Below are 19,418 nucleotides of genomic sequence, written 5' to 3'. Positions count from 1 at the left end.
AATCAGATAAATAACTAAATTTTAAATTCCAAAAAAATAGGATTCATAAAAAAAATCCAAATCCCAAGTTTAAAATTGGAATTTGGATTTTGAAAATTTATCTCTTTCAATTATTTATTTAATAGTCTTAGCATTTTTGACTGGCTGATCGGTTATCGCTAAAGCCAATACTTCGCTCATTTCTTTTACATAATAAAAGGTAAGGCCTTCTAGATATTCTGCTTTGATCTCATCAATATCACTTTTATTTTCATGACATAAAATGATTTCTTTAATATTAGCTCGTTTTGCTGCTAAGATTTTTTCTTTAATACCGCCAACTGGCAAGACTTTTCCTCTTAGAGTAATTTCGCCAGTCATAGCAACGCTTTTCTTTATTTTTTTCTGTGTTAAAAGAGACACCAAAGAAGTCAGCATTGCAATACCTGCACTTGGGCCGTCTTTTGGAGTTGCGCCTTCTGGAACGTGCAAATGGATGTTGTACTTTTGAAAAATCTCAGAACTTAATCCTAATTTCTTGGCATTAGCTTTTATATATTCTAAAGCAATTGTAGCAGATTCTTTCATTACAGTTCCAAGGTTTCCGGTAATGCTCAAAGATCCTTTTCCTTCAGAAATCAATGATTCTATAAATAAGATATCGCCTCCTACACTTGTCCATGCAAGACCAGTCACTACTCCTGCAATATCATTATTTTCGTATTTATCTCTTTCTAATCTTGGAACTCCTAAAATGGCAACAATATCTTCATCAGTAACTTTTTTATTGTACTCCTCTTCCATTGCAACTGATTTTGCTGCATTTCTGATTACCTGTGCAATTTTTGTTTCTAGATTACGTACACCAGATTCGCGCGTGTAACCTTCTACAATTTTTTCTAATTGTTTTTTGCCAATTGTTAAATCTTTAGAAGTTAACCCGTGCGCTTCAAGCTGTTTCGGAAATAAATGCCTTTTAGCAATTTCTACCTTTTCTTCAATAGTATAGCCCGACATTTTGATTACTTCCATTCGGTCTCTTAAAGCCGGCTGAATCGCTCCCATATTGTTAGAAGTCGCGATAAACATCACTTTAGATAAATCGTACCCCATTTCAAGGAAATTATCATAAAAAGCATTGTTCTGTTCCGGATCCAAAACTTCTAATAAAGCTGATGAAGGATCACCACTGTTACCGCTTGAAAGCTTATCGATCTCGTCTAGAATAAAAACAGGATTTGATGTACCTGCTTTTTTAAGACTTTGAATAATCCTTCCAGGCATTGCGCCAATATAAGTTTTTCTGTGTCCACGAATTTCAGCTTCATCACGCAGACCGCCAAGAGAAATACGAACATATTCACGTCCTAAAGCTTCTGCAACAGAACGTCCGATAGAAGTTTTTCCAACTCCTGGAGGCCCTGTTAAACAAATAATCGGCGATTTCATATCATTTCGCAGTTTTAAAACAGCCAAATGCTCAATCATTCTTTTCTTAACTTCATCAAGTCCGAAATGGTCTTTATCTAAAATTTTCTGAGCATGTTTTAAGTCAAATTTATCTTTAGAAAATTCACCCCAAGGCAATTCTAAAAACAACTCTAAATAATTTCTCTGTATTCCAAAATCTGGAGACTGCGGATTCATGCGGCGCATTTTTGACAATTCCTTTTCGAAATGTTTCTGCGTTTTTTCGTCCCATTTTTTTGTTTTGGCTTTCTGCCCCATTTCGTCCATTTCTTCTTCTTGCGAAACGCCTCCCAATTCTTCTTGAATGGTTTTCATTTGCTGGTGAAGGAAATATTCTCTTTGTTGCTGATCTAAATCAAAACGCACTTTTGACTGAATGTCATTTTTTAGTTCCAATTTCTGCAACTCAACATTCATATAACGCAAAGTCTCAAGTGCTCTGTCTTTAAGACCATTTATTGATAAAAGACCTTGTTTCTCTTTTACTGTCAAATTCATATTTGAAGAAACAAAATTGATTAAAAACGATTGACTTTCAATGTTCTTAATCGCAAAAGTTGCTTCAGAAGGAATATTTGGACTTTCTTTTATAATCTGGATTGCAAGCTCTTTTACCGAATCTAAAATTGCGGTAAACTCACTGTCATTTTCATCTGGACGCAATTCTTCAACCTCTTTGATCTGCGCAGTCATATATGGGTCTTCTGAAACGATTTCATCAATCTCAAAACGTTTTTTCCCTTGTAGAATAACGGTAACATTTCCGTCAGGCATCTTCAAAACTCTTAAAATACGAGCAACAGTTCCAATTTTATGAATATCGTCTTTTGAAGGATCTTCGTCTTCTTCGTTGATTTGAGAAACAACTCCAATTATCTTACTTCCTGCATTTGCGTCATTGATCAACCGAATTGATTTGTCTCTTCCCGCAGAAATCGGAATTACAACTCCCGGAAATAAAACAGTATTGCGTAAAGGCAGAATTGGAAGCGAAACAGGAAGTTCTTCATTGTTCATTTCCTCTTCGTCCTCGGGAGTTAATAATGGAATTAATTCTGCCTCTGAATCAAATTCCTGAAGTGACAGATTGTCAATGGTGAGTATTTTATGGTTTGACATAATAAAATATAAGTCTTTTTGTCATTAAAAAATTATCGCTGTCTGTAAAAGCACTGTATGTAGGACTCTTTTTTCTTAAATGTGTAGTAAACATTTCATATACAAGGCAGGCCGTAAAAATAGACAATCATTATGCCAAATCCAAAAACAACAGAACGGAAATACCCCAAAAACCGAATTGCATAAAAAAAGCCGAAACTTAATTTCGGCTTTTAAAATCTTATATCAGAATTTTAGTTCAATTTATACGAAACCAAATCTGTTGCTACTTTGTTAAATACAAATTTAATAACTCCAACATCTTTTGCCATCCAGTATTCAGCTTCAGAAGAACCAGCTGCTTGTCCTTCTACAGATGTTTCTAGTTTAAATTTGAATTTGATTACATCTTTATAAGTAACATTCTTAACGACAGCAGTTGCTCCTTTTTCTAAAATTGTTCCTGTATATTTTACATTCATTTTAATAGCTGGTATGTTAGGATAATCTATCGTCGTAGTTTGCGTATAATTTCCAGTCCAAGTTTCATTCACATTCAAATTATCTTTGAAAAACACAAATTCGTAACCGCTTATTTTACTCGAAATTCCACCACTGTTTGTTACAATATCATCCAATTTAATATTGTAAGTTCCGCCAGATTTTTTTAGCCATGACGTAGCTGATCCCGCAACATCACTACTAGAAGGTGTAAGGAACTTATCAAATTTATAGTAAGTGCTCTCACCAATTTTTTCTGTACCGATTATTTTCATAGAAATATCAGATCCGTTGTTCAAAACCCACTGATTACCAACTGCAGCTGGCCAGTAATCTCCCTGAGAAGACTCATTGCCTTGATCATCACTTCCTGAATCACTCGAACATGAGATTAATAATGATGTAGACACAAAAAGCGTCATTAAAGCAAAGCCTTTTAATTTTTTCATAGTTTTAAATTTTGTTAATGGTAAATTGTAAGTAAATTTCAGCAAAAGTATATGGATACTTTTATTCTTCCTTACGCCTTTACGTAAAAGCGAAAAAAAAATATTTTTTTTATTTAAAACTGTAACAAAGCAAAAAAGTAGAAGTCATTAGTATAAACCAACAATCAAAATTGAGCATAACCAATCAAAATATCGAGGAATTAATTGCGCTTTGCAAGGCTAATAACCAAAAAGCGCAGTTTGAAGTGTACAACCGCTATTCTAAAGCGATGTACAACGTTGCTTATCGTATTGTAAAAGACGAGCATTTTGCACAAGACGTCATGCAGGAAGGTTTCTTAAAGGCTTTTACAAAAATAAACGATTATAAGCAGGAAGTCGCCTTCGGGGCGTGGCTTAAACGAATTGTAATCAATTACAGTATTGATTTTTACAAGAAAAACAACGCTTTTCAGGCCGAGGATTTAAGTAAAAGCCTTTACAAAATTGAAGAGAACGACAGTATTGTTTCGGACAGTATTGACATGGAAAACCTAAAAGTAAAGCAGGTTTTAGATACTATTTTAGATTTAAAAGATAATTACAGAATGGTGCTGACACTTTTTTACATTGAAGGATATGATCAGGAAGAAATCTGCGAAATTCTGAATATCAGTTATGCCAATTGCAGAACGACTCTGAGCCGCGCAAAAGAAAATTTACGAAAAAAATTAGAGGAAATAAAAATTACTGTTTAGACTCGGTGCACAAGAAAATAGACAACAATTAAATTACCTCTAAAATTAATTTAGATATATGAAAAAGGAGAATGAAAGTTTAGATCAATTATTTGAAAAATTCGAAAATCAATGGGATATCCAAGAACTAGAACTTGGGCACCAGAATGATTTTCTTCAAAAATTAAACAAAAAACAACCTAAGAAAAAATATTGGCTAATAACCTCTGTCGCTGCATCTATTGTGCTGCTTTTGAGTGTGTCAGTTTTTTACAATACAGAAAAAAAACCAAAAGATTTTAAGTTTGCTTCTAAAGAAACACAGCGAACTGATTCAATTTTCAATATTTTGATTGATAATGAACTGGTCAAGTTAAAAGAGAAAAATTCACCTGAAAATCAGCAGATTATTAATGACGCATTAAATCAGATGAAAGTTTTTGATGCTGACTATCAAAAAATCATTAAAGAATTGCAGAAAAACGGTGAAAACAAACAAATTATTTACGCAATGATCAGTAATCTTCAAACCAGAATCTCTTTTTTGCAAACGGTACTGAAACGAATCGAAGAAAATGAAAATTTAAAAAATACAAGTCATGAAGAAACTATATAAAATACTATTCTTATTACTTCTAATCCCTTATTTAGGATTAGCAAATGATGATACCTATATCTCAAAACAAAAGAACATTAAAAAAACCTATATCGTAAACTCAAATGCCGGAATTGATATTGACAATCGATATGGAAACATCACCGTTACTACATGGGATGAAGATAAGATTGACATTGACATCACAATCAAGGTTTCTGGTGCAGACGAAAATTGGGTAAACGAGCGACTAAACAGTATTGATGTTGATATAACTGCACTAAAAACACAGGTTACTGCAGTAACCTCTATTGGAAATTCTTCGCTTAAAAGCAGAGGAAGCAGTAATAGTTTTGAAATAAATTATGTGGTTAAGATTCCCAAAAAAGGCGCAGCAAAACTCTTCAATAAATATGGGAACATTACAACTGAAAATTTGGAAGCAACTGCAAACATCAGCTGTAAATACGGAAAGATAAACCTAGGAAAATTAAACGGTGCCAATAACCGAATCGAAATTGCCTACTGCCAGGGTTCCAATATTGATTATATAAAAAGTGGTAATATTCATGCACGTTATTCTGGACTTAAAATTAATGAATCTGGAAATCTAAATCTTGACACCAATTATACTGATTTAACGCTTAATGAAGGTCAAAATTTAAAGTATGAATGTAACTACGGAACATTCAAATTTCAAAAAATAAACAGTGTTTCAGGTTCTGGAAATTATCTGACAATCAATATTGCAGAAATTTCAAACAATCTTAATCTGGACACTAATTACAGTAAAGTAAGTGTTGGTAATCTGAACGAAAAAGCTGGAAATGTAAATATCAGCTCTGGTTATACCGATGTTTACTTGGGTTATGACACCAACTACTCTTTTGATTTTGAAATTTCAACTCGATACGGCGGCATAAAGCACGATAATTCACTCGATCTTTCAGTTTCGGAAACCAAGAGCAATTCAAAGCGAATAAGTGGCTATTACAGAAAAAAAGGCCAAAACAAAATGAATATATCTTCTAATTACGGAAGCGTAACTTTAGTAAAAAAATAATAACCATAAAAAATCAAAAACATGAAAAAAATAACTCAATTATTAGTTTTTGCCGTTTTTTTAGCAACTTATACAGCTGGCGCCCAATGGTCTGACAGCACCAATGCCAAAATTAAAGGAAACGGAAATGTTGTTACACAAACCCGAAATACAGGCGATTATGACGAAATTAAAGTTGGCGGTCCTTTTAATGTAAATCTTGTTGCAGGAAAAGAAGGGAATATTACCCTAAAAGGAGAAGAAAATTTGCTTTCAGCCATTAAAGTCGAAATAGTTGATAATGCTCTAAAAATTTATGTCCAACACGGTACTCATATAAGAACCAGTGAGGGAAAAGCTATAGAAGTTACTATTCCGTTTGAGAAAATTTCAGAAGTGAGTTTAGCCGGATCCGGAAATATTCAAACTAAAGACAAAATCAAAAGTGATAATTTCTTAGCAAAACTTGCCGGATCGGGTAATTTTAAACTAGATGTCGAAGCAGTAAATTTTGTTGTGAACGTGAGCGGTTCTGGTGATGTTGTTTTGAAAGGAAAAGCAGAAACGTTTACTACAAAAATATCCGGATCCGGAAATGTCAATGCTAATGAGCTAAAATCTAAAAATGTTGAAGCAAATGTTTCGGGTTCTGGAAACAGTCGCATTAACTGTGAAGAAAGTTTGATTGCTAAGGTTTCAGGTTCTGGAAATATAAAATACACTGGTAATCCTGAAAAAAGAGATGTGAAGGTTTCCGGTTCGGGAAGCATCTCTAAAGTATAAATAATAAAAAAGCGTACTAACAAAACAACCTAAAGCTTTTTCATCAGTACGCTTATTTCTTTGAGTCACGAATTTCCACAATTAATCATCAATCAAATTAATCTTAATGGAAATTCGTGGCTTATCTTTATTTTGAAGTGGCATTTTTCGGTACTCTTCTTAGAAGAAATATCGCAGTAATAAAGAATATCGCTAAAACTACAATGGCAGCACGTGGACTTCCTGTAATTTGATCAATGATTCCGTACACACACATTCCGATTACGATTCCGATTTTCTCTGCAACATCATAAAAACTAAAGAATGATGCTGTATCTTCTGTTTCTGGTAATAATTTAGAATAAGTAGAACGTGACAAAGCCTGAATTCCTCCCATTACAAATCCAGCTACCGTTGCCATAATATAAAAATGTATCGGTAGAGAAATGAAAAAAACAATTACACAAAAAAACACCCAAATAGCATTAATCACAATAAGGGTTGGAATGTTTCCGTATTTAGCAGATGCTTTTGAAGTTAATACAGCTCCAATCACAGCAACCAATTGAATAAGCAAAATACAAATAATCAAACCAATTGTACTTTGTGCCTTAGACTCCCATTGAATTTCTTGCGCTCCAAAATAAGTTGCAACAAGCATAACCGTTTGTACAGCCATACTAGAAACGAAAAAGCCTCCTAAATAACGTTTTAATGGAACATTTTGATTCAGTAAAGCCCAAACTTTCTTTAGTTCTTTAAAACCATTAAATACAACAGATTTTGTCAGTTTTTGGCCTATTTCTTTGCTTCCTTTTGGTAAGTAATAATAAGTGTATTGGCTAAATAAAATCCACCAAACTCCGACCATAACAAAAGAGTAACGCATTGCCTTCATTGCAGCTTCTCCTTCTGTTCCGCTAATTCCGAAAATCTTTGGTTTCATGATCATCACTAAATTGATAATCAATAAAATCACGCTTCCAATATATCCTAAAGAATATCCTTTTGCACTGATACTGTCCTGTTGTTCTTCAAAAGCAATATCTGGCAAATAAGAATTGTAAAAAACCAAACTTCCCCAATATCCTAGTAATCCTAAAAAGTAAAAGGCCAGTCCGATATAAATATTCTCTAAGTCAAACCAATACAATCCCATGCAAGACAAAGCTCCCATATAACAGAAAAACTTCATGAAAAACTTTTTGTTTCCTACATAATCTGCTATACCTGATAATAATGGAGATAAAAAAGAAACCACCATAAAGGCAAAAGCAGTTATAAAACTAATTAATGCCGAATTCTTAAGATGCATTCCGAAAACATCAATATAATGATCTCGTTCACTAAATAACGCTTCGTAAAAAATTGGAAATACTGCAGATGCAATCGTTAGTGTATAAACAGAATTGGCCCAATCATAAAATGCCCATGCATTTAATAATTTTTTATCGCCTTTTTGTAAGTTTTTCATTTTAAAGGTTTGATTAAGAAGCTACGAATTTATCTATTTTTTATGATAATCTAAGCGAATTTTTTCAAAACGTCTTATTATTAAATTATTATCAAATATTTGAATTGATGGCATAAAAAAAGCTATTCTGTTTAGAATAGCTTTTATTTATCTTATACCTTATTTATCTGATGATTCCTACTTTGAGCGCCGTTGCTCTTGCTTCTGGAATTAATGCTTTGATGTTGGCAATTCGCGTAGCATCTGATGGGTGCGTACTCATAAATTCAGGTGTTCCGGACCCCCCAGATTTAGCAGCCATTCTACTCCAGAAAGAAACAGCATCTTCTGGATTATAACCTGCAATTGCAAGTAACGTTAATCCGATTTTATCTGCTTCGGTTTCATTACTTCTGCTAAAAGGAAGCATCACTCCTACTTCTGTTCCCATACCGTAAGCTTGAGAAAATATAGCTCTTGTTTGAGCTGTTTTGCTGCTTGTTGCTGCATCTAAAACTGCTCCACCAATTTGTTGCAATTGCGCCGCACTCATTCTCTGTGCACCATGATTAGCCAATGCGTGCGAAACTTCATGTCCCATAACAGTAGCTAGACCTGGTTCATCTTGTGTAATTGGCAATATACCAGAATAAACGACAATTTTCCCTCCGGGAAGACACCATGCATTAACTTCTTTGTTTTCAACCAATTTATACTCCCATTTATAATCTTTAAGGTATTCTGTCTGACCAAGATAAGCCAAATACTTTTCTGCAGCCGCCTTGATTCTTGAACCGACTAATTCTACTCTTTTCGCATCGGCAGTTCCTGTAATTACTTTATTTTCAGACAAAAAAGTACTGTATTGCTGAAAAGAAGTTGGAAACAATTCACTATTTGAAACAAAATTCAGGTTTTGTTTTCCTGTAATTGGATTTGTAGCACACGCCATTACAAGCGTTCCAAAAATTCCTAAAAACAAATATTTTTTCATAATTCACGCTATTTTTATACCAAAAATACGATTTAAAAAAATGAAATAATTTATAAAATAGTTGAAAAAAATATCATAATTTAACTATTCTCCAACAATATGAAGCTCATTGAACTCTTTGTCAATAAGTAAGAAATTATTTTGCTTAAAACTAATTTTATCAAATTCAATCTTTTCATTGTCGATTTCGATTTCCGAAACCTTAAATGGCAATCCAATCATATTGATTTTATATTTAGTATAGGGTGTTTCGTATTTTCCTTCTTTATGAAGCTGAATAATCAATTCTTTTTCTTTTCCAATTGTTCTGAGTGATAAAAAACTGTAACGTCCTTTTTTATAGTCATAGCCATCTTGGGCATCTTCATATATAACTGATTTTTCTTTGCCCTGTTTGAAATATACATCTAAAGTCAATTCATCAAAATCAAGTTCGCCAACATATTGCTGTACTGGATATTTCGGAATTACAGAACCCGCCTTGACAAACAACGGAATTTCATCAAATTTTGTATCAATCCATACTTCTCTTCCTCCGCAGAAAAACTCATTTGTCCAATAGTTATACCACTCGCCTCTAGGAATGTACATACGTCTACCTACAGCATTAGGTTCAAGGATTGGACATACCAAAATATGATCTCCAAAAATGAATTCATCGTTTCTATAATGCGTTTGGGTATCATCCTGATCGTAATAAACCAACGGTTTCAACATCGGAATACCTTCTTCGATATATTGCCAAAACATTGTATAGAGATAAGGCAATAATTGATAGCGAAGGCTCACAAACTTTCTTGTTATGTTTATCACTTCTTCATCAAAAGCCCATGGTTCCTGATTTCCATGATCACCAGAAGAATGTGTTCTACAGAATGGATGAAAAACCCCAAGTTGAATCCAGCGAGCATAAAGTTCTCCTGTTGGCTGTTCTGCGAAACCGCCAATATCTGAACCTGTAAAACCCATTCCTGAAATTGACATTCTTTGCACCTGAATATTAGCAATCCATAAGTGTTCCCACGTAGCAACGTTATCACCTGTCCATGAGGATGTATAACGCTGTGCACCAGCATATGCCGATCGCGTAATTACAAAAGGACGTTTTGGATAAACAAAACGTTTTACTCCATGATAAGTAGCTCTTGCCATTTGAGTTCCATAAATATTATGTGCCTTTCTGTGACTGCACGGATTCCCATCATAAACATGGCGCACATCCATCGGGAAAGTTTTATTCGGAACTTCCATTACGGCTGGTTCGTTCATATCATTCCACACTCCTTTTACTCCAATATCTGAAATTAATTCTTTAAATAATCCAGCCCACCATTCTCTAACTACGGGATTTGTATAATCTGGAAAATTACATTCCCCTGGCCAAACTTTCCCTTTCATGTAAGGACCATCGGCTCTTTTGCAGAAATAATCTTTTTCAAGGCCTTCTTTGTATACCCAATAATCTTTGTCAATTTTAATTCCAGGATCGATGATTACAACCGTCTTAAATCCGTCATCGGCTAGTTCGGTTACCATTTTTTTAGGGTCAGGAAAATAATTTTTATTCCATGTAAAACATCTGAACCCGTCCATATAATCGATATCTAGATAAATGGCATCGCACGGAATCTTAAGTTCTCTAAATTTTGAGGTAATTTCTTTAACCTTATTTTCAGGATAATAACTCCATTTACATTGGTGATAACCCAAAACCCACAGAGGCGGTAATTCTGGTTTTCCAGTCAAATCGGTGTAAGTAGTCACTACATCCTGCATTTGAGGACCGTAGATAAAATAATAGTTCATTTCTCCACCTTCAGCCCAAAAACTGGTTACATTTCTTCTTTCTTGACAAAAATCAAAGAAAGTCCTGAAAGTATTGTCAAAAAATATTCCGTAAGATTGTTTGTTGTGAAGTCCAATATAAAACGGAACTACTTTATACAAAGGCTCCTGATCTTTTTGATAAGCATATTGATCTGTAGCAAAATTCTCTACTCTTTTGCCTTTCAAGTTCATTTGGGTAGCTTTATCGCCTAGGCCGTAAAAACATTCGCCATCTTTAGAAGATTTGCTCATTTTTACGATATTGCCACCATATTCGTAACTTTCTTCCCAATGAAAGCCCTGTTCGTCTTCTAAAATTAAGAAATCATTGAGGTCAAAGATTGTTACACGAAGACCTGATTTTTGTATTCTACATTTAACTTTACTGGTTCTAATCTGATAAAATGATTCTTCATCTGTAACTTCCAAAAAATTATAACCGTGAAGCTGTGTTTTATCAATTGCGTATGAAAAATCATTACTGAAATAACCTTTGGTTGTAAAACGAAACCTGATTAAACTATCTCTAAGAATGGTGACTTTTAAGATTACGTTGTTATCGGTATGAAAGAAAACCGAATCTCCTTCGTGCTCATAAGAAACAATCTTTGATGGATATAAATTTCCTTTATATTCTAATGATGTATTTGTAATCATAGTGTAATTGATTTAATTCACGAACTTTATCTCTCTTCCAAACATACAAAAAAACTTCGTAAACCTCTATGAATATGAGGTTTATTAACGAAAACGTTTTTCCTTAAAGAGTAATAATTCAGAGCTGTAAAAATCTTAAAATTGATAATTTTTAAATCAAAAAATGATAAAAACTCATTCTCAAACTTTAGGTTAAAGAATAAACTGTTACACTTAATGGCGGTAAAATTAGTTCGACGGAATAATTACGACCATCATACGAAATCTCTTGAATTTTCAATTTATCATGATTTTCGACTCCACTGCCCCCGTATTTAAGATTGTCGGTATTAAATATTTCTTTTAAAACTCCTTTTTTCGGAACTCCGATTCGATAATTTTCTCGTACAACTTGAGTAAAATTACAAACTACGACCAGACTTTCTTCTTCTTCATTTCCTTTTCGGATATAGGATAAAACGGCATTCTGATGATCCGAATAATTAATCCATTCAAAACCTTCGTTTATAAATTGTTTTTCATATAAAGAGGGTTGTGACTTGTAGAGTTGGTTCAAATCTGTAATTAGTTTCTGAATACCATTGTGAAAATTATATTGAAGCAAATGCCAATCTAAGCTCTGTTCAAAATTCCACTCTGAAGTTTGTCCAAATTCGGCGCCCATAAATAACAGCTTTGTTCCTGGATGCGTAAACATATAACCATACAAAAGTCTCAGATTGGCAAAACGCTGCCAATCGTCTCCAGGCATTTTATAAATTAGCGACTTTTTGCCGTATACCACTTCATCGTGTGAAAAAGGCAACATGAAATTTTCCGTAAAAGCATAAGTCATTGCAAAACTAAGCTCGTTCTGATGGTATTTTCGGTAAACTGTTTCGCGTTGAAAATATTTTAAAGTGTCGTGCATCCATCCCATCATCCATTTCATTCCAAAACCTAAACCACCTGCAGAAGTGGGACGCGAAACCATTGAAAAAGAAGTACTTTCTTCTGCAATCGTTTGTACATCAGGAAAATTAGCATAAATTACTTCGTTAAATTCTTTAAGAAAGCTAATCGTTTCTAAGTTTTCTCTTCCACCAAATATATTTGGTTCCCATTCTCCATCTTTTCGAGAATAATCTAAATAAAGCATCGAAGCAACGGCATCGACACGCAAACCATCTGCATGGTAATTCTGAAGCCAAAAAACGGCGTTGCTAATTAAAAATGCGCGAACTTCATTTCTTCCATAATTAAATACTAGGCTTTTCCAATCGGGATGGTATCCTTTACGACGATCTGGATGTTCATAAAGATGCGAACCATCAAAGAAACCTAAACCATGGGCATCGTCTGGAAAATGCGAAGGGACCCAGTCAAGAATCACTCCGATTCCCGCTTGATGCAGTTTATCAACCAATACCATAAAATCTTGCGGTTTTCCAAAACGCGAAGTCGGTGCAAAATACCCCGTTAACTGATATCCCCAAGAAGGATCATAAGGATACTCCATAATGGGCATAAACTCGACATGTGTAAAACCGGTTTCTTTGACATAACTGACCAAATCATCTGCTAATTCCAAATACGTCAAAAACCGATTATGATCTGCACGCTTCCAGGAACCTAAATGTACTTCATATACAGAATAAGGCTTGTCTAATGAATTATGATTTTTTCTCTTCTGCATCCAGCCTTCATCCTTCCAATCATAACTCAAATCCCAAACTACAGAAGCAGTATGAGGAGGTTTCTCGCAATAAAGAGCAAAAGGATCTGCTTTTTCAGTTATAGTTCCATCAATATGTGACTTAATTTTATATTTATAAAGCGTTCCTTTATCTATATTCGGTATAAAACCCTCCCAAATTCCCGAAGAATCCCATCTTACTTGCAACAAATGTTCATCTTGAGTCCAGTAATTAAAATCGCCAACGACAGAAACCGAAGAAGCTGTTGGAGCCCACACCGCAAAATAAACACCTTTTACACCGTCTAATTCAATCAAATGTGCTCCAAGCTTTTCATACAATCTAAAATGTTTCCCCGCTTTAAATAATTCAATATCAAAATCGGTAAAAAGAGAATGCGCAATTACTTTATTCATAGTAAGGTTTTAAACAATAAATTGAGTGTGATTTTTAGAATATGAATTTCAAATTTTTATTCTATCCTAAAATTATCCGAAAGCACAACGCCTTTTTTGACAACAACGATACCGTCTTTAATGCTGTACAATTCATTTGAGAAATTATCGAGATGTTTACCGCCGTTTATATGCACATTGTTTCCAATTCTAACGTTTTTATCAATCAATGCATTTTTGATAAAGCAGTTATCTCCTATTCCCACATGTATTTTATTAATACTGCTTTCGTAATTCATTTCGTCCAGATCTTGATAAAAATCGTTCCCCATCACATAACAGTTTTCTAAAACGGTGCCTACTCCTACTCTTGAGCGAATTCCGATTACAGAACTTTTAATCTCTTTAGCATTTATAATACACCCTTCTGAAATTAAAGACTGATTTATAATTGAATTTCTAAATTTGGATGGTGGCAATAGACGCGGACGAGTAAATATCTTGTTATCGTTATCAAATAAATTAAACTCCGGAATATCGGCTGTTAATCCAATATTTGCCTCAAAAAATGATTCAATATTTCCAATGTCTGTCCAATAACCTTCATACTGATAACTTAAAATCTTATGTTTTCCGACAGCCTGCGGAATAATTTCTTTTCCAAAATCTTTTGTTTCCTGATTGGCCATCAGTTCTTCTAATAATGATTTATTAAAAATGTAAATCCCCATAGAAGCTAGATATTTTTTCCCTTTTGCCTCCATTTCATCGCTTACCTCCGACTCCCATTCTGGTAAAAGCGATGCATGCGGTTTCTCAATAAAAGCTTCTATACAACTTTCATGATTTGTTTTTAAAATTCCAAATTCCGGAGCATCTTTAGCATTTACAGGAAGCGTAGCAATTGAAATTTCTGCATTGTTTGCAATATGAGCTTCCAACATTTCATTAAAATCCATTTGATACAATTGATCACCCGAAAGAATCAATGCGTAATCAAAATCATGTTTGAGGAAATGCGACATACACTGGCGTACTGCATCTGCAGTGCCCTGAAACCATGCTGGATTGTCTGGTGTTTGTTCGGCTGCCAAAATATCAACAAATGACTGACTGAAAATGCTGAAATTAAATGTATTCTTTATATGAGCATTAAGCGAGGCAGAATTAAATTGTGTCAAAACAAATATTTTGAAAATATCCGAATTAATACAATTTGAAATCGGAATATCTACCAATCTATACTTTCCTCCAATCGGTACAGCAGGTTTTGATCTTGTTTCTGTTAATGGGAACAAACGTGAACCTTGTCCTCCTCCTAAAATAATGGCAACTACATTTTTCTTTTTAAATTTCATTTTGCTGAATTATTAAGTTGTATATCTCGATGTATTCCTCACAAACTTTTTCCCAAGAATGATTTGCAATCATTCCTCTTTTAATGATTTGATTAAAACTCATTTTGTCTTCATAGAGTTTCAGTGCCCGACTAATAGAATAACAAATATCTCCAACAGAAGCCTGATCGTGGCAGATTCCGTTTCCATTATCTCCAAAATCAATTATCGTATCACGCAGACCTCCAGTTCTTCTAACAATTGGAACCGTTCCGTATTTAAGCGCATACATCTGATTTAAACCACAAGGCTCAACACGTGAAGGCATTAAAATAAAATCTGAGCCAGCATAAATTAAATGCGCCAATTCCTCATTGTAACCTATAAAAACATTATAATTCCCTTTATAGTCGTTTGTCAATTGCTGCAACTGAGATTCAATTTCCGAATTTCCAGAGCCCAAAATAAGAATATTAATACTTTCAAAATTCTCAGATAGAGACAATGCCGAAGCTTGAGGAAGCAAATCACCTCCCTTTTCTTCAAACAAGCGTCCAATGAAACTGAACAAAGGCTTGGAAGCATCCAAATCAAATTGTTCACATAATTTTTCCTTATTTATTCTTTTTCCGATTTCAAAATTCTCAATCGAATAGTTTTCGATTATCATTTTATCTTTAGAAGAATCCCAAATCTCAATATCGATACCATTCAAAATTCCACGCGACTTATATCGAACTGAATTAAATAATGATTCAAGACCGTTTGCTGCTTTATTGATTTCGTTTAAATAACTTGGAGAAACTGTGGTAACAGCATTTGCGCACTTAATTCCCACTGCCAATGAATTAATCGATTTGTTCCAATCCAAAAAACCGACATGAATCAAATCAAACTCAGGAAGATAATGCAACTTATCGTATCCAAACCACCCTTGATACAATCCGTTATGAATTGTAAGCACTGTCTTTACATTTTTTAGGACATCATAATCATATGCAAATTGCATTAAAAACGGAATGAGTCCAGTATGGTGATCATGGCAATTTACAATGTCTGGAATTTTATTTCTGGCCATAATCCAATCCAGAACAGCAATTTGAAAGGACAAAAAACGTTCGATATCATCTTCATAACCATAGATATTTGTTCTATCAAACAGTTCTTTAATTTCAATTAGATATAGCTCATATCCCAGTTTATTTGTTGTTTCTTTTAAAACACTAAATGGAAAAACATATTTACCCAGTTTGACATCGCCCCAGTGTACACATTCAAATTTATTTTCTGCATTAAATTTAATGTCGTAACACGGTATAACAACACGTAAATCATGACCAGCCAGTTGCTGATATTTCGGCAATGCCCCAACAACATCAGCCAAACCGCCGACTTTTGCTACAGGATAACATTCAGCACTTATATGAAATATTTCCATTAATGAATTTATAAAAAGTTACTGCAATAATTTACTTATCTTTTGAATAACATTCTTCTAAAATGTTACATTTATGCTTTTTAAATTTATGAAAAAATAAGGAGAATACCGCTTCTGTAAAAAATTTATCGATATGGCAAAAAAGACGACTAATCCTACTAAAGCATTAAAAATTCCATATTTAATTAGGCTATCTTGCAAAATTTGTGCTTTTATTTCTATTAAATTGTCTATTAGGTATGCAGCCAGATTATTTACAACACCTATTAAGCATAAAATTCCGAAGAGGGAATTAACTATGGACCATAATAGTAGACAAGAAATCATCATGGTTCCAGAAATAAATAAAAGCATAAACATATATCACTATGGTGACAATATTAAGAAAGCATTACTCGTTCATGGATGGTCTGGAAGAGGAACGCAACTTTTCAAAATCGCTGACGAATTAATTTCCAATGGCTATTCTATCATAAGTTTTGATGCGCCAGCTCACGGAAAATCGGAAGGTAGCACAACCATTATGTCTGAGTTTATATCTTCAATTTTAGAAATTGACAAACAATTCGGCCCATTTGAGATTATTATAGGGCATTCTTTAGGCGGAATGTCAGTTTTGAATGCAATTAGAAAAGGATTTCAGGCCGATAAAGCTATAATTGTTGGTAGCGGGGATATTGTTCAGGATATATTGGATGAATTTATATCAAAAATGGAACTAAAAAAAGAGAATAGCACACGTTTTAGAAATTTCTTTGAAGATAAATACCAGCTTAAAATGGATGACTATTCGGCTTATCGTTCGGCGAAGAAAGTCAAAATACCAGTTCTAGTTATACACGACAATGATGATCCTGAAGTTCCTGTGACCGCTGCAATACACATTCATAAAAATCTAGAAAATGGAAGTTTACTGTTAACTGATGGATTAGGTCATAGAAAAATTCTTGGAAATCAAAATGTCATAAAAAACATAATCAAATTCATCGAAACTGATTAATTTTAATATAAACTAAAACGGTATCGAATTTAAGATCAATAAAAATGGATTTATTTGGCGAAACAATAAACTGGGAAGAAAAACTACAACCACTTATTGAAAAGTATAAAGGCAGAAAACATCCTCTGGAATACCAAAATACTTATCAATTACTGGTTATGGTTGTGTTGTCTGCGCAAGATTCTGATGCAAATATTAATAAAATCGCTCCCGCGCTATTTGAAAAATACCCAACTTTAAAAAGTTTGTCAAAAACTGATATTGAAACATTTACCACCTACATATCAAAGGTCAGAAATTATCCAACCAAAGCCACCTGGCTGTTAGAAATAGCACAAGCTTTAAAAAATGATGAAAATATTCCACTAACAATGAATGGCTTAACTGCCCTAAAAGGAATTGGAAGAAAATCCGCAAATGTTATATTAAGAGAAACAGGGCAAGAAACAGAAGGGATAATTGCCGATTTGCATGTTATACGTGTAGCTCCAAAATTGGGAATAATAAAAGAAAGTAAAGACGGAAATAAAGTAGAAAAAGACTTAATGAAAATATTGCCAAAGAATATCTGGTCAGAAATTGGAATGGCAATTTCATTTTTGGGAAGAGAAATCTGCAGACCAACACCAAAATGCGAAATCTGCTTGATGGCAGATGATTGCGAATATTATCGCACACATATTGCCTAATTATTTTTTTCTTCGTGTATCAATTAGGTAAATAATTCTCCAATTATCTTTTTCACGAAATAGAGTAAAAGTATTCACACCAGAATGACTCAATTTGTCATTGATGTAAAACTCATATGGTGCCCATACATGAGCCATAGTTCCATCTATTTCTATATTATAACTTATTATTTTTTCAAAAAATTTTAGATCAGCTGGAATATTGGCTATAGAATGGAAAAAATCCTTCGAACTTTCATTTGATAATTTATTTCCCTTTATGGCACTCTCACTAATTGATTGTAAAACTAATTTATCAGAACAAATAGATTGCAATATTAAGGTGTCACGCTTATGAAATCCTTCAAAAAAAGTTTCAATAACTTTTTGCACGTCTTCCTTTTGGGCTGAAGAAGAATAGGTTGCAATTAAAAAAAATATACAGAAATATTTTTTCATATTCAGCGTGAAATTAAGTTAAACATTAAACTGTTTTAAGTGATGATCTAAATGTTTTGCAAACATATTATTCCATTCCGTCGAATTCAATTTACCAAAAGAAAGAGATACTTTACCTTCAAATTCGTTCTTTCCTAGTTCTTGTGTTTTTATGATGTAATTAATCAATCTGGTCTTCTCTTTCTCAAAATCACGTTCATCACTAATAATAAATTGAGGAGCTGTTCTAATATTTTTAGGATATGGTTTTTCGTTTACTACATTTGATTTTACAAATAACTTTAGCAAAAATTTTACAAATCTATTTGGTTTTGGATGAATCGAATCATATACCATCTCATATGTAACATTACAATGAGCAAGCATTTGTGAGACATTCATTTTGCCCCAAACAGGTTGAGAATTATAACTCAAAAGAGTAATTCGATTTATAAAATCTTGAGAATCTTCTAATTTAAAAATATTTTTCATATACTAGCACTATATTACAGACAGCGCGATATGTCAAAAATACTAATTAAACTGGCACATTGGTACAGAAAGGCAGATAAATCAGGTTTTAAAAACTTTAATATTCTGCTTAACACGATAAACCATTAATTACCGGTCAATTTTAAACTTATTTTGATTATAGGAGTAATAATGCTTCTGCGAAATAATTCAACGCAAAATAAAAGCATTTAGGACTCAGTTCAGAGCAGTAAGGAAAATACATTTTTTCTCTTTAAATTATCCAATCTTTTTGCATAATCTCCAGCTTTTGAACCTGGTCTTCCATTCTCATCTTTAAGAAACCATGAGGCAAAAAAAAATCCTCATCAAGTCAATGATGAGGATTCCTAAAGAAAGGCGACGACATACTCTCCCACAATGATGCAGTACCATCTGCGCAGGCGGGCTTA

At 33.5% G+C, this 19,418-nt stretch carries 16 protein-coding genes; 6 read left to right on the top strand and 10 right to left on the bottom strand.

What is annotated here, in order from left to right:
- Positions 1 to 114 precede the first annotated feature (114 nt).
- Complete coding sequence (gene lon, locus ACFFLS_RS19570) at positions 115 to 2,568, bottom strand: endopeptidase La (RefSeq protein ID WP_379689603.1); 2,454 nt, start codon at positions 2,566 to 2,568, stop codon at positions 115 to 117.
- A 233-nt stretch (positions 2,569 to 2,801) separates the two neighbouring features.
- On the bottom strand, positions 2,802 to 3,497 hold the full coding sequence (locus tag ACFFLS_RS19565) for a hypothetical protein (RefSeq protein WP_379686790.1): 696 nt from the start codon (positions 3,495 to 3,497) through the stop codon (positions 2,802 to 2,804).
- 170 nt (positions 3,498 to 3,667) lie between these two features.
- Here ACFFLS_RS19565 and ACFFLS_RS19560 point away from each other — a divergent pair, with 170 nt between their 5' ends.
- The 4 genes from ACFFLS_RS19560 to ACFFLS_RS19545 are packed head-to-tail and all read left to right on the top strand — an operon-like array spanning position 3,668 to position 6,633.
- Complete coding sequence (locus ACFFLS_RS19560; RefSeq protein WP_135222718.1) at positions 3,668 to 4,234, top strand: RNA polymerase sigma factor; 567 nt, start codon at positions 3,668 to 3,670, stop codon at positions 4,232 to 4,234.
- A gap of 58 nt (positions 4,235 to 4,292) precedes the next feature.
- On the top strand, positions 4,293 to 4,829 hold the full coding sequence (locus ACFFLS_RS19555) for an anti-sigma factor (protein ID WP_379686788.1): 537 nt from the start codon (positions 4,293 to 4,295) through the stop codon (positions 4,827 to 4,829).
- Positions 4,813 to 5,871 (top strand): DUF4097 family beta strand repeat-containing protein, encoded by a 1,059-nt coding sequence (locus ACFFLS_RS19550; RefSeq protein ID WP_379686787.1) that lies wholly within the window; start codon positions 4,813 to 4,815, stop codon positions 5,869 to 5,871. The genes ACFFLS_RS19555 and ACFFLS_RS19550 overlap by 17 nt, the downstream gene beginning before the upstream one ends.
- A 21-nt stretch (positions 5,872 to 5,892) precedes the next feature.
- Positions 5,893 to 6,633, top strand: a complete 741-nt coding sequence (locus ACFFLS_RS19545; RefSeq protein WP_379686786.1) for a head GIN domain-containing protein — start codon at positions 5,893 to 5,895, stop codon at positions 6,631 to 6,633.
- Positions 6,634 to 6,760: 127 nt separating this feature from the next.
- Here ACFFLS_RS19545 and ACFFLS_RS19540 read toward each other — a convergent pair whose 3' ends face one another.
- From ACFFLS_RS19540 to ACFFLS_RS19515, 6 genes are all read right to left on the bottom strand, one after another.
- On the bottom strand, positions 6,761 to 8,086 hold the full coding sequence (locus ACFFLS_RS19540; protein WP_379686785.1) for an MFS transporter: 1,326 nt from the start codon (positions 8,084 to 8,086) through the stop codon (positions 6,761 to 6,763).
- A 163-nt stretch (positions 8,087 to 8,249) separates the two neighbouring features.
- Positions 8,250 to 9,059, bottom strand: a complete 810-nt coding sequence (locus ACFFLS_RS19535; RefSeq protein ID WP_379686784.1) for a M48 family metallopeptidase — start codon at positions 9,057 to 9,059, stop codon at positions 8,250 to 8,252.
- 84 nt (positions 9,060 to 9,143) lie between these two features.
- On the bottom strand, positions 9,144 to 11,543 hold the full coding sequence (locus ACFFLS_RS19530) for a glycoside hydrolase family 31 protein (protein ID WP_379686782.1): 2,400 nt from the start codon (positions 11,541 to 11,543) through the stop codon (positions 9,144 to 9,146).
- 187 nt (positions 11,544 to 11,730) lie between these two features.
- A complete protein-coding gene (glgB, locus tag ACFFLS_RS19525) occupies positions 11,731 to 13,635 on the bottom strand; it encodes a 1,4-alpha-glucan branching protein GlgB (protein WP_379686780.1) in 1,905 nt (634 codons plus the stop codon).
- Between the two features lie 56 nt (positions 13,636 to 13,691).
- Complete coding sequence (locus ACFFLS_RS19520) at positions 13,692 to 14,972, bottom strand: glucose-1-phosphate adenylyltransferase (RefSeq protein WP_379686778.1); 1,281 nt, start codon at positions 14,970 to 14,972, stop codon at positions 13,692 to 13,694.
- A complete protein-coding gene (locus ACFFLS_RS19515) occupies positions 14,962 to 16,389 on the bottom strand; it encodes a glycogen synthase (protein ID WP_379686777.1) in 1,428 nt (475 codons plus the stop codon). Before ACFFLS_RS19515 ends, ACFFLS_RS19520 begins: the two co-directional genes overlap by 11 nt.
- Positions 16,390 to 16,522: 133 nt before the next feature.
- Between ACFFLS_RS19515 and ACFFLS_RS19510 the strand changes: the two genes are divergently transcribed.
- Together ACFFLS_RS19510 and ACFFLS_RS19505 are read left to right on the top strand one after the other, a co-directional pair.
- A complete protein-coding gene (locus ACFFLS_RS19510; RefSeq protein WP_379686776.1) occupies positions 16,523 to 17,389 on the top strand; it encodes an alpha/beta fold hydrolase in 867 nt (288 codons plus the stop codon).
- 44 nt (positions 17,390 to 17,433) lie between these two features.
- Complete coding sequence (locus ACFFLS_RS19505; protein WP_379686775.1) at positions 17,434 to 18,078, top strand: endonuclease III domain-containing protein; 645 nt, start codon at positions 17,434 to 17,436, stop codon at positions 18,076 to 18,078.
- On the opposite strand, the gene ACFFLS_RS19500 is transcribed toward ACFFLS_RS19505, so the two are convergent.
- Positions 18,079 to 18,516, bottom strand: coding sequence for a nuclear transport factor 2 family protein (locus tag ACFFLS_RS19500; protein WP_379686774.1), 438 nt, complete (start codon positions 18,514 to 18,516; stop codon positions 18,079 to 18,081).
- An 18-nt stretch (positions 18,517 to 18,534) separates the two neighbouring features.
- The gene (locus ACFFLS_RS19495; protein WP_379686773.1) at positions 18,535 to 18,987 is read right to left on the bottom strand and encodes a DUF1569 domain-containing protein; all 453 of its coding nucleotides are present in this window, start codon (positions 18,985 to 18,987) and stop codon (positions 18,535 to 18,537) included.
- Between the last annotated feature and the right edge of the window lie 431 nt (positions 18,988 to 19,418).

This window comes from Flavobacterium procerum (genome assembly GCF_042431625.1).
Lineage (GTDB): Bacteria > Bacteroidota > Bacteroidia > Flavobacteriales > Flavobacteriaceae > Flavobacterium > Flavobacterium procerum.
The sequence above is the reverse complement of the archived record's forward strand: the minus strand, read 5'-3'. Positions and strand labels throughout refer to the sequence as shown.

Excerpts from the sequence above, each read along its gene's own strand:
- lon (WP_379689603.1), bottom strand. The coding sequence starts at position 2,568 with ATGTCAAACCATAAAATACTCACCATTGACAATCTGTCACTTCAGGAA.
- ACFFLS_RS19565 (WP_379686790.1), bottom strand. The coding sequence starts at position 3,497 with ATGAAAAAATTAAAAGGCTTTGCTTTAATGACGCTTTTTGTGTCTACA.
- ACFFLS_RS19555 (WP_379686788.1), top strand. The coding sequence starts at position 4,293 with ATGAAAAAGGAGAATGAAAGTTTAGATCAATTATTTGAAAAATTCGAA.
- ACFFLS_RS19550 (WP_379686787.1), top strand. The coding sequence starts at position 4,813 with ATGAAGAAACTATATAAAATACTATTCTTATTACTTCTAATCCCTTAT.
- ACFFLS_RS19545 (WP_379686786.1), top strand. The coding sequence starts at position 5,893 with ATGAAAAAAATAACTCAATTATTAGTTTTTGCCGTTTTTTTAGCAACT.
- ACFFLS_RS19540 (WP_379686785.1), bottom strand. The coding sequence starts at position 8,086 with ATGAAAAACTTACAAAAAGGCGATAAAAAATTATTAAATGCATGGGCA.
- ACFFLS_RS19535 (WP_379686784.1), bottom strand. The coding sequence starts at position 9,059 with ATGAAAAAATATTTGTTTTTAGGAATTTTTGGAACGCTTGTAATGGCG.
- ACFFLS_RS19530 (WP_379686782.1), bottom strand. The coding sequence starts at position 11,543 with ATGATTACAAATACATCATTAGAATATAAAGGAAATTTATATCCATCA.
- glgB (WP_379686780.1), bottom strand. The coding sequence starts at position 13,635 with ATGAATAAAGTAATTGCGCATTCTCTTTTTACCGATTTTGATATTGAA.
- ACFFLS_RS19520 (WP_379686778.1), bottom strand. The coding sequence starts at position 14,972 with ATGAAATTTAAAAAGAAAAATGTAGTTGCCATTATTTTAGGAGGAGGA.
- ACFFLS_RS19515 (WP_379686777.1), bottom strand. The coding sequence starts at position 16,389 with ATGGAAATATTTCATATAAGTGCTGAATGTTATCCTGTAGCAAAAGTC.
- ACFFLS_RS19510 (WP_379686776.1), top strand. The coding sequence starts at position 16,523 with ATGGCAAAAAAGACGACTAATCCTACTAAAGCATTAAAAATTCCATAT.
- ACFFLS_RS19505 (WP_379686775.1), top strand. The coding sequence starts at position 17,434 with ATGGATTTATTTGGCGAAACAATAAACTGGGAAGAAAAACTACAACCA.
- ACFFLS_RS19500 (WP_379686774.1), bottom strand. The coding sequence starts at position 18,516 with ATGAAAAAATATTTCTGTATATTTTTTTTAATTGCAACCTATTCTTCT.
- ACFFLS_RS19495 (WP_379686773.1), bottom strand. The coding sequence starts at position 18,987 with ATGAAAAATATTTTTAAATTAGAAGATTCTCAAGATTTTATAAATCGA.